Raw genomic sequence first — 8,440 nt, forward strand, 5'->3', positions numbered from 1 at the left:
CGGGGGGCTCCTGGTCTGGGGGACACGATAACCATACCGTCTGGACGGTATGGTAGCAATCCCACGTACAGTGTTCCGTATGCCCAGACCCCCCAAGGCCCGCGCGGCGATCCTCGACGCCTACCGCGACCTCCTCGTCTCCGACGGCGAGCGGGCGGCGACCATGGACGCCGTCGCCGCGGCGGCCGGCGTCTCCAAGGGTGGGCTGCTGTACCACTTCCGGAGCAAGGACGCGCTCGCCGAGGGCCTGCTCGGGCGGCTGTCCGAGGCCGCCGCCGAGGACCGCGAGCAGATGGCCTCGGCCGCCGAGGGGCCGTCGCGGTACTTCGTGCGCACCTCGGTGAGCACGGGCTCCGACCTGGACCTGCTCTTCGTCGCCACCGTGCGGCTGGCCCAGGCGGGGCACGCCGGGGCGCTGGCGGCGCTCGAGGAGCTCGACGCCGCGTGGCTCGAGATCATCCGGCGCGAGGTGCCGGACCCGGACGCCTCCGCGGCGATCATGCTTGTCGGGGAGGGGCTCTACCACTACTCCACGCTCGCCGGGGGCTGGCCCGAGGCGGCGTTCGGGACCAGCCTCGACGGGCTCCTGGCAGTGGTGGACCGCCTCCGCGGGGCGGCGTCGGAGTCCGACCGGCTTTAGGGCCCGGCCGCCGCGTATCCGGCCCGACACGCCGCTGCTGGGCCGACACGCCGCTGCTGGGCCGGCGCGCCGCGGGAAAGCCGGTCGGAATCGCCCGGCGGTTACCCCAGCACCCAGCAGCCCCCAACCCCTTCCAGCACCGGCCCCTTGACCTTGACGCAACGTCAACTCCTACCGTGGAACCACGAAGGGAGGACGCGCATGGACTGGGGCATCCAGGAGGTCGCCCGGCTCGCCGGGACCACGAGCCGCACGCTGCGGCACTACGGCAGCATCGGCCTGCTCGAGCCGAGCCGGGTGGGCCCGAACGGCTACCGCTACTACGACCGCGACGCCCTCGTCCGGCTCCAGCGCATCCTCCTGCTCCGCCAGCTCGGCCTCGGGCTCGGGGACATCGCGGTTGCCCTCGCGCACGACGGCGACGCGGCCCCCGCCCTGCGCCGCCACCTCGCGTGGATCGGTGCGGAGCAGGACCGGCTCGCGCGCCAGGCGCGGGCGGTGGAGCAGACCATCACCGCATTGGAGACAGGAGGGCCACTGATGGCCGAGGACATGCTCGACGGGTTCGACCACACGCAGTACAAGGACGAAGTCGAGGCCCGCTGGGGCACGAAGGCCTACGCGGACTCGGACGCCTGGTGGCGCGGGCTCGGCGCCGCGGGCCAGGACGAGTGGCGGGGGCGCGTGGCCCAGCTGAACGCGGACTGGCAGCAGGCAGCCGCCTCCGGCGACGCGCCGGGAGGCGAGGCCGCCCAGGCGCTGGCAGGCCGCCACGTGCGGTGGCTGGCCGGCATTCCGGGCACGCCCGGCTACCCCGACGGCCCGGCGAAGGAGTACGTGCTCGGCCTGGCCGAGATGTACGTGGCCGATCCGCGCTTCGCCGAGAACTACGGCGGCCCGGAGGGGGCGGCCTTCGTCCGCGACGCCCTGCGGGCCTACGCGGGGCGGGAGCTGTAGCCGAAGGCCGGCGGCTCAGGCGGTGGCCGGAGCCGCCGGCGGCTCAGGCGCTGCGGCCGGCCGCGAAGGAGCGCGCCGCCCGGGCCTGCTCGCGCGTGAGCTCCTCGATCCGGCCACAGGCCAGGCAGAAGAGGGTGAAGGTCCGGTGGCGCAGGGCCGCACCGAAGGGGTGGGCGCCGCCGGCCGAGGGGGCGATGGCGTGGTCCGCCAGGGTGTCGCAGGCCGGGCAGTGCAGGGCCGCGATGGTCAGGGCGTCCCGATGCGGGGCCCTCGATGGGTTGTGGTGCATGTGTCCCCCTGCCGGGTCCGCCGCCCGCGGCCCCGGGCGGAGTCGTCCGGGCTGAGCAAGGCGTCGAAATTGACAAAATTTTACTCTCCTTGTCATGCCCTCCGCAAGAGGTCTTTGGGCACGCCGCGAGGCCGCCGGGCGACGCCGGCCGCGCACCCGCCGTCGCCCGCTCGCCTGCCCGCCCGCTGGACGCGGCTCCGGCTAGCTGTTCCGCCCCCGCGCGGCGACCCGCCACCGGCCCACGACCTCCCCGCCGCTGACCACGGCGACCTCGTCGACGAGGTTCACCGCCACGCAGACGTGGTTCGGGATCACCCGCAGGCGCTCGCCGAGCGCGGGCAGCTCGGCGCCGTCGGGGAAGACCACCGTGGCGTGGTGCTCGGAGAGGCCGGTGATCCGCGCGTCGGCGACGTCCGCGAGCCGACCGAACCCCGTGGCCCAGCCGGGGCGGTCCCCGCCCAGGACCTTGCTGCCGGCGTCGAGCACCACCCGGCGCGGAACGCCGCCCGAGCCGTCGTGGCGGCTCACGACCGTCGCGGCGACCGTGAGGGCCACGTCCTCGGGTGCGCAGCGGCCCAGCTCGAGCTGCTGGGCGTCGCCGAACACGTACACGCCGGGACGGACCTCGGTGGTGGGCCCCGCCTCGGTGAGGAGGGCGCTCGGGGTGGACCCGCCGCTCACCCGGGTGACCTCGAATCCCGCGTCGGTGAGCAGACGCGCGGCCTCGGCGAGGGCACGACGCTCCTCCTCGGCCGCCTCGGCGGGCATGCCGGGGGCATACGAGTGGCCGGGGAACGTGAAGACGCCGGCCACGCGAAGCCCGGAGTCCGCCGCGGCACGCGCCACCTGGACGGCCTGCTCGGGGGCGACCCCGCTGCGGTGGTGGCCGCTGTCGATCTCGACGAGGACCTCGACGTCTGCCCCGGCGAGGTGGGCGCCCATGGCCCGGGCTGCCTCGGCCGAGTCCGTGCCCACCGCGATCCTCGCCCGGCGCGCGAGCCGCTCGAGCCGCTGCCCACTCCGCTCCGTCACCCACAGCGGGTACGCGATGAACAGGTCCGCCGCGCCGTGCTCGGCGAACACCTCGGCCTCGCCGATGGTGGCCACGGTGAGCCCCGCGGCCCCCGCGGCGAGCTGCAGCGCGGCGATCTGGGGGATCTTGTGGGTCTTGGCATGCGGGCGCAGCGCGAGGCCCTTCGCCGCGACGCCCGCGGCCATCCGCTCGACGTTGCGGCGCAGGACGTCGGCATCCACCATGATCTCGGGGGTGTCGATCTCGGGGGGAACAGGGCTCACGGGTGCTCCTGGGCTCGGGGACGGGTGGAAGCCCCAGCTTAGGCGGGCCGGCGGCGCGCGGCGGCCGCCCGGCGTCGTGCGCGCTGGCCGAGCCCTAGGCCGGCGTCGCGGGGCGTGCCTAGGCTGTGCCCATGCGGATCAAGATGTGCTCCATCCACGTGACCGACCCCGCCTCGGCCTTCGACTTCTACACCACGGTCCTCGGCTTCCAGTCCCTGCTCGCGATGCCGGAGGCGAACCTGTTCATCGTCACCACCCCGGACTCGGGAGGCGTGGGCCTGCTGCTGGAGCCGAGCGACAACCCGGTCGCCGAGGCGTACCGCCGGGGCGTGCACGACGCCGGGCTGCCCGCGATCGTCCTCGGCTCGCCGGACGTCGTGGCAGACTACGAGCGGCTCCGCGACGCCGGCCTCGAGTTCCGCGGGGAGCCGGCAGAGGACCCCTCGGGCATCTCCGCCGTGTTCGACGACCGGCACGGCAACTGGATCCAGCTCCACCAGGACTGACCCGGCCGCAGGACCGGGTCCGCACATCCCCAGCACAGCTTGGCGCTGGCGGCCTCACAGCGCGGCGGGCGAGGCTGGAGGGTATGGAATCCTCGCACAGCCGGCTCCGTCCCCGCCGCCGCGCGCGCCTCGCCTCCGCGGTCCTCGCCGCCCTGGGCGTGGCCGTGTTCGGCTTGGGCGCGCTCCCGGCCCAGGAGGCCCAGGCCGCGGGCATCGCCGCCGGGGTCCGGCACGTCTCCGCGGTGGGCGGCCAGGCCTCGGCCGGCGAGGCGGTGGTCGGCCGGGCCGCAGCCGGCAGCGCCCCGACGGCACGCCGCGACGGCCGGCAGGCCTAGGAGGGCGCCGGCGTGGTCACCAGCAGGGGCAGGGCCCAGGCCGCGCGCGCCTCAGCCGTGGCGTCCGCCGCGCAGCGAGCGCTCCGCCGCCGCGCCGTGGGCGCCGGACGCCGCCCGCGCGGCCTTCTCCTCGGCCGCGGCCTTGACGCGGCGCGCCTCCTCGCGGACCGCGGCCATGTTGGCCCGCTCCTCCTGGAGCCACTGCGGCCGATTGTTGAGCAGCTCGGTGATCTCAGCGGTCGTGAGCGGCTCGGTGATGCCGCCGCGCGCGAGGCCCGAGATGGTCACGTTGAGCTTCTGCGCCACGATCGGTCGCGGGTGCGGGCCGTGCTCGCGCAGCTCGGTGAGCCACGCGGGCGGGTTCTCGCGCAGCTGGTCGAACTCTTCGCGGGAGACGGTGCCCTCCTGGAACTCCGCGGGCGCGGCGGGCAGGAAGATCCCGAGCTTCTTGGCGGCGGTGGCAGGCTTCATGGACTGGGACGCGCTGCCCTGGGGGTTCGAGCTCATGGATCAAGGCTACCGTTGACGCATGCAGTCGGAGAGTGCCCAGCCCCTGAAGGTTGCCTTCGTCGCGGGCGTCGCGCCGGGCAAGTGGTTCCACCGATGGGAGGAGCGCTTCCCGGACGTCCCGCTCGCCTCGCAGATGGTCGACGACGCCGACCAGCTCGCCGTGCTCCGGGACGGGCGGGCGGACGTGGCCTTCGTCAGGCTCCCGGTGGACCGGGACCGCGAGCAGCTCCACGTGATCCCGCTCTACGAGGAGCTGCCGGTGGTGGTGGCGCCGAAGGGCCACGAGATCGCGGCCTTCGAGGAGATCCCCCTCGCCGAGGTGGAGGGCGAGCTCTTCGAGTACGACGGCGGCCCCTCCGAACGCCTCGACCTCGTCGAGGGCGGGGCGGGCCTCGCGATCATGCCCATGTCCGTGGTGCGGCACTTCAACCGCAAGGAGCTGCGCTACCGCCCGGTGACCGGAGTGGACCCCTACGGGGTGGGGGTGGCGTGGCGGCGCGAGGACGAGTCCGAGCACATCCAGGAGTTCATCGGGGTGGTCCGGGGACGGGGCGCGAACAGCTCGCGGCAGGCGTCGGTGCAGCGGGACCAGGCCGAGGCCGCCAAGAAGCGCCGCGAGGACCGGGCCGCGTCCCAGTCCAAGGAGGCCAAGGCCCGGAACGAGGCGAGCCGAACGGCGAAGGCCGCCCGTGCCGGCGGACGCGGGCGCCCCGGGGGCAAGCGCGGGCCGTCGGCGGGCGGGCGGCCGGGCGCGGGGAAGCGCCGGGGCCGCTGACGGGGCGAGGGCCCTCCCGGCACGGTGCGGGCACGGCTAGCCTGAGCAGGATGGAACGCTCTGCGGCGGCGACCGGCCACGGCCCGGCCTGCGCGGTGGGCACGGTGGGTGCCCCGCGCGGGGCCCTCCGTGCCGGGGGGCTGTAGGGGTGGCCGCCATGGAGCAGGCCGACCGCGCCAACCCGTTCGAGGGGCTGCCGTCCTTCAGGCTCGGATCCGGGCCACCGCTCCTGGTGATCCCGGGGCTGACCCCTCGGCACGAGGTGCCGCGGGGGCCGGCCTTCCTCGCCGAGTCCCAGCCGCTGGGGCCCCTCGCCCGGCACCGCGAGGTCTGGTGGGTCAACCGGCGCTCGGGCCTCGGCCCGGAGACCACCATGGCGGACATCGCCGCGGACTACGCGGAACGGCTGCCGCGGCTGGGCGCGCCGGTGGACGTCCTCGGTATCTCCACCGGGGCGGCCGTGGCGCTCCAGCTCGCGCACGACAGGCCCGAGCTTGTCCGCCGCCTCGTCCTCGTGGCCGGCGGCTGCCGGCTCGGGCCGGTGGGCAAGGCGGGGCAGCGGGCGCTCCTGCACCGGCTCGAGGCCGGCGACCTCCGCGGCGCCGGCGTGGAGATGGTCCGGCTCGGGGGGCTCCGCCCCGCCGCCCGCAGCCTCGAGAGCTGGGCCGGGTGGGTCATGGGCCCACTCATGTACCGCGGCTCGACCGCTGACGTCATGGCAGTGCTGCGTGCCGAGGACCGCTTCGACCTCACCTCGCGGCTCGCCGCCATCGACGTGCCGACCCTCGTGCTCGGCGGCGACGAGGACGCCCCGTACGGCGCCGCCGTGTTCCGCGAGACGGCCCGCGGGCTGCCCCGGGGGCGCCTGATCATGTACTACGGCCGCGGCCACGTCGGGGTCCCGCTCGTGCCCAGCTTCGCCGGTGACGTCCTCAGGTTCCTCGACGTGCCCTGAGAGGGACGCGCGGGAGCCCGCCGTGGCGGACTCAGCCCAGGCGCGCCAGGAGCGCGTCGAGGATGGGGATCTGGCCCTTGACGAGCTTGAGCCGGGCGGTGCGCTCGCTGACCCACTCGGCCCGGTCCACCTCGGGGTACTCCTGGACCCGGCCCGAGCCCTTGGGCCACTCGAGGGCGAACGTGTTGCTGACCACCTCGGCGGGCTCGAACTCCGCCTCGGCCGCGAACGCCGTGATCACCTTGCCGGAAGGCTGCCGGAACTCGCCCAGGTGCACATAGTCCGCGGCCGGCGGCGGGCTGCCCATTTCCTCGGCGAACTCGCGCCGCGCCGCGGCCAGCGGATCCTCGCCCCCCTCGCAGAGTCCCTTGGGCAGGGACCAGCCGTGCTCGTCCTTGCGGGCCCAGAACGGGCCGCCCATGTGCGCGATCCAGACCTCGAGCCCGTCCGGATACCCGGCGGGGCGGCGGTACAGCAGGATGCCGGCGCTCTTCATCGGCATGGCAGCTCCATGGGCCCAGCCTACGAGATGCCCAACCTACGAGACGCCGCCGGGGGCCGAGGAAGTCCTCGGCCCCCGGCGGCGCGCGGTGCTGCGGCCCTCAGCGGGGCTCAGTGGCCGCGGTGGGACGTGCTGTGCTCGCCCGAACCCTGCTGGCCCTGCTGGGACGTGCTGTGGCTGCCGGAGCCCTGCTCGTCCTGGCCCTGCTGGTCCTGCTCCGACTCGTGCTGCGACGAGCCGGGCACGTACTGGTGCACCCACTGGGACACCCAGCGCGGAGCCGGGGATGCGGGCCGCGAGTGGGCCGCGATGTAGGCCTGCTTGCCCACCTCCGAAGCGTGCTCCGCGGGGCCGCTCCCGTCTTCGCTGGACGCGGCAGCGGGCTGGGTGGGCTCGGCCGTCTCGCTGGGCTCGGCCGTCTCGCTCGGCTCCGGAGCGTCGGTCTTCGTCGGCTCAGCGGACTCGCTGGGCTCAGGGGTCTCGGTCTCGGTGGGCTCGGCGGTCTGGGTCGGCTCGGCGCTCTCGGTGGGCTCGGCGGTCTCGCTCGGCTCCGGTGAGTCGGTCTCCGTCGGCTGTGCCGTCGACGTCGCGGTGGGCTGGTCGGCCGCCGGCTGGACGCCGGGGGCGGCGATGGCGGCTGCTGCGGCGCCGCCGAGGCTGATAGCCCCGGCGGCCACGGCTGCGACCACCAGCTTGTGTGAGGCGAGGATAGTGAATCTGGACATGAAGTCTCTCCTGTTCGGGTGGCGTTCCCCGGGTGCATGTGAGATGGCACGTCTATGATTCGTGACGGAACCTGTTCATGTCACTACTGCGCATGACTATTTCAGAAAAGTTCATGTCGAGGACGTGGTTGCGGGCTGCCTCGCCAGGCGCGAGGACCGCAGGTGGTGCTCACAGGTGGAGTCGGAGGACGAAGAAGAAGTAGCACCAGACCGGCAGCGTCACCACCGACACGACAGCCATCGCGGTCCGTACCAGAGATTGCCCCCGAACGGTCGCGGAAAGCAGCCTGAACGCGACGACTCCCAGCATTCCTCCGACCGAGTTCAGGATCACGTCGTCGATGTCCGAGGCCCCCACTGCAAGAACACCCTGGATGACCTCCACAGCGGCGCTGGCCACGGCGACCGTGAGCATCGTCGTCCATGCCGCCGCCCGCTGTCGGAGCCACGATACGTAGAACCCGAGCGGGATGAAGATCAGGATGTTCCCGGCGATGTTGGCGAACGCCACTCTTCCGGTTCCTGAAGAGTGGCTGGACACGATTTCCGCGATACTCGCGAACGGAATGAGATTGAGCGATCGCTCCGAACCTGGTGCGCGGGAGAAGAGAAGCAGCCTCAAGAGGAAGGCCGTGTAGAGAGCGAAGACGGCGAAGATGATCCCGGTCTCCGCCTTCGCCCGTTGCGTGGCGGATCGCCACCTCGGGTCATCCTCCCCAGCTGAAGCGGGTTGCGGTCGCACGTCCATCCAGCGGGACGATACCGAGGGAACCTGTCGTGCTCCTGTGAGAGATGGGGCTCGGCCACCGCCGAAACGGCACGAGGTCATGACGGCAGCAGGGGGGGGGGGGGGCGCCCCCCCCCCCCCCCCCCCCCCCCCCCCCCCCCCCCCCCCCCCCCCCACCCCCGGGGGGGGGGGGGGGCCCCGCCCCCCCCCCCCCCAGCCGCCC

At 74.2% G+C, this 8,440-nt stretch carries 12 protein-coding genes; 6 read left to right on the forward strand and 6 right to left on the reverse strand.

Annotation, left to right across the window (positions count from 1 at the left end; translation table 11 throughout):
- Nucleotides 1-79 precede the first annotated feature (79 nt).
- Entirely contained in the window at nucleotides 80-640 is a 561-nt protein-coding gene (locus tag J2W20_RS17615; RefSeq protein WP_307008234.1) for a TetR/AcrR family transcriptional regulator, read from the forward strand.
- A gap of 201 nt (nucleotides 641-841) precedes the next feature.
- Nucleotides 842-1,597: a MerR family transcriptional regulator gene (locus tag J2W20_RS17620; protein WP_307008236.1), complete on the forward strand. Its 756-nt coding sequence runs from the start codon at nucleotides 842-844 to the stop codon at nucleotides 1,595-1,597.
- Nucleotides 1,598-1,640: 43 nt separating this feature from the next.
- Here J2W20_RS17620 and J2W20_RS17625 read toward each other — a convergent pair whose 3' ends face one another.
- Both J2W20_RS17625 and J2W20_RS17630 read right to left on the reverse strand, forming a co-directional pair.
- Nucleotides 1,641-1,886 (reverse strand): hypothetical protein, encoded by a 246-nt coding sequence (locus tag J2W20_RS17625; protein WP_307008238.1) that lies wholly within the window; start codon nucleotides 1,884-1,886, stop codon nucleotides 1,641-1,643.
- Between the two features lie 201 nt (nucleotides 1,887-2,087).
- The gene (locus J2W20_RS17630; RefSeq protein ID WP_307008240.1) at nucleotides 2,088-3,182 is read right to left on the reverse strand and encodes an alanine racemase; all 1,095 of its coding nucleotides are present in this window, start codon (nucleotides 3,180-3,182) and stop codon (nucleotides 2,088-2,090) included.
- A gap of 131 nt (nucleotides 3,183-3,313) precedes the next feature.
- Here J2W20_RS17630 and J2W20_RS17635 point away from each other — a divergent pair, with 131 nt between their 5' ends.
- Together J2W20_RS17635 and J2W20_RS17640 are read left to right on the forward strand one after the other, a co-directional pair.
- Entirely contained in the window at nucleotides 3,314-3,688 is a 375-nt protein-coding gene (locus J2W20_RS17635; RefSeq protein WP_307008242.1) for a VOC family protein, read from the forward strand.
- An 83-nt stretch (nucleotides 3,689-3,771) separates the two neighbouring features.
- Nucleotides 3,772-4,023, forward strand: coding sequence for a hypothetical protein (locus J2W20_RS17640; RefSeq protein ID WP_307008244.1), 252 nt, complete (start codon nucleotides 3,772-3,774; stop codon nucleotides 4,021-4,023).
- A 51-nt stretch (nucleotides 4,024-4,074) separates the two neighbouring features.
- Here J2W20_RS17640 and J2W20_RS17645 read toward each other — a convergent pair whose 3' ends face one another.
- Nucleotides 4,075-4,494 carry a DUF5997 family protein gene (locus J2W20_RS17645; RefSeq protein WP_307008257.1) on the reverse strand — a complete coding sequence of 140 codons (420 nt, stop codon included), beginning with the start codon at nucleotides 4,492-4,494 and terminating at the stop codon, nucleotides 4,075-4,077.
- A gap of 58 nt (nucleotides 4,495-4,552) precedes the next feature.
- On the opposite strand from J2W20_RS17645, the gene J2W20_RS17650 reads away from it, so the two are divergent.
- Together J2W20_RS17650 and J2W20_RS17655 are read left to right on the forward strand one after the other, a co-directional pair.
- A complete protein-coding gene (locus J2W20_RS17650) occupies nucleotides 4,553-5,308 on the forward strand; it encodes a LysR family substrate-binding domain-containing protein (protein ID WP_307008246.1) in 756 nt (251 codons plus the stop codon).
- Nucleotides 5,309-5,465: 157 nt separating this feature from the next.
- On the forward strand, nucleotides 5,466-6,263 hold the full coding sequence (locus tag J2W20_RS17655) for an alpha/beta fold hydrolase (protein WP_307008248.1): 798 nt from the start codon (nucleotides 5,466-5,468) through the stop codon (nucleotides 6,261-6,263).
- 31 nt (nucleotides 6,264-6,294) lie between these two features.
- Here J2W20_RS17655 and J2W20_RS17660 read toward each other — a convergent pair whose 3' ends face one another.
- The 3 genes from J2W20_RS17660 to J2W20_RS17670 form a co-directional block, all read right to left on the reverse strand.
- Nucleotides 6,295-6,765, reverse strand: a complete 471-nt coding sequence (locus tag J2W20_RS17660; protein WP_307008250.1) for an NUDIX domain-containing protein — start codon at nucleotides 6,763-6,765, stop codon at nucleotides 6,295-6,297.
- 110 nt (nucleotides 6,766-6,875) lie between these two features.
- Nucleotides 6,876-7,490 (reverse strand): hypothetical protein, encoded by a 615-nt coding sequence (locus tag J2W20_RS17665; RefSeq protein WP_307008251.1) that lies wholly within the window; start codon nucleotides 7,488-7,490, stop codon nucleotides 6,876-6,878.
- Between the two features lie 169 nt (nucleotides 7,491-7,659).
- Nucleotides 7,660-8,238, reverse strand: a complete 579-nt coding sequence (locus tag J2W20_RS17670) for a VanZ family protein (RefSeq protein ID WP_307008252.1) — start codon at nucleotides 8,236-8,238, stop codon at nucleotides 7,660-7,662.
- Between the last annotated feature and the right edge of the window lie 202 nt (nucleotides 8,239-8,440).

Origin of the sequence: Sinomonas atrocyanea, assembly GCF_030812675.1 — a bacterium.
Classification (GTDB): domain Bacteria; phylum Actinomycetota; class Actinomycetes; order Actinomycetales; family Micrococcaceae; genus Sinomonas; species Sinomonas atrocyanea_B.

What these genes read in the sequence shown, in the direction of transcription:
- J2W20_RS17615 (WP_307008234.1), top strand. Translation starts at nt 80, where the DNA reads ATGCCCAGACCCCCCAAGGCCCGCGCGGCGATCCTCGACGCCTACCGC.
- J2W20_RS17620 (WP_307008236.1), top strand. Translation starts at nt 842, where the DNA reads ATGGACTGGGGCATCCAGGAGGTCGCCCGGCTCGCCGGGACCACGAGC.
- J2W20_RS17625 (WP_307008238.1), bottom strand. Translation starts at nt 1,886, where the DNA reads ATGCACCACAACCCATCGAGGGCCCCGCATCGGGACGCCCTGACCATC.
- J2W20_RS17635 (WP_307008242.1), top strand. Translation starts at nt 3,314, where the DNA reads ATGCGGATCAAGATGTGCTCCATCCACGTGACCGACCCCGCCTCGGCC.
- J2W20_RS17640 (WP_307008244.1), top strand. Translation starts at nt 3,772, where the DNA reads ATGGAATCCTCGCACAGCCGGCTCCGTCCCCGCCGCCGCGCGCGCCTC.
- J2W20_RS17645 (WP_307008257.1), bottom strand. Translation starts at nt 4,494, where the DNA reads ATGAAGCCTGCCACCGCCGCCAAGAAGCTCGGGATCTTCCTGCCCGCC.
- J2W20_RS17650 (WP_307008246.1), top strand. Translation starts at nt 4,553, where the DNA reads ATGCAGTCGGAGAGTGCCCAGCCCCTGAAGGTTGCCTTCGTCGCGGGC.
- J2W20_RS17655 (WP_307008248.1), top strand. Translation starts at nt 5,466, where the DNA reads ATGGAGCAGGCCGACCGCGCCAACCCGTTCGAGGGGCTGCCGTCCTTC.
- J2W20_RS17660 (WP_307008250.1), bottom strand. Translation starts at nt 6,765, where the DNA reads ATGCCGATGAAGAGCGCCGGCATCCTGCTGTACCGCCGCCCCGCCGGG.
- J2W20_RS17665 (WP_307008251.1), bottom strand. Translation starts at nt 7,490, where the DNA reads ATGTCCAGATTCACTATCCTCGCCTCACACAAGCTGGTGGTCGCAGCC.
- J2W20_RS17670 (WP_307008252.1), bottom strand. Translation starts at nt 8,238, where the DNA reads ATGGACGTGCGACCGCAACCCGCTTCAGCTGGGGAGGATGACCCGAGG.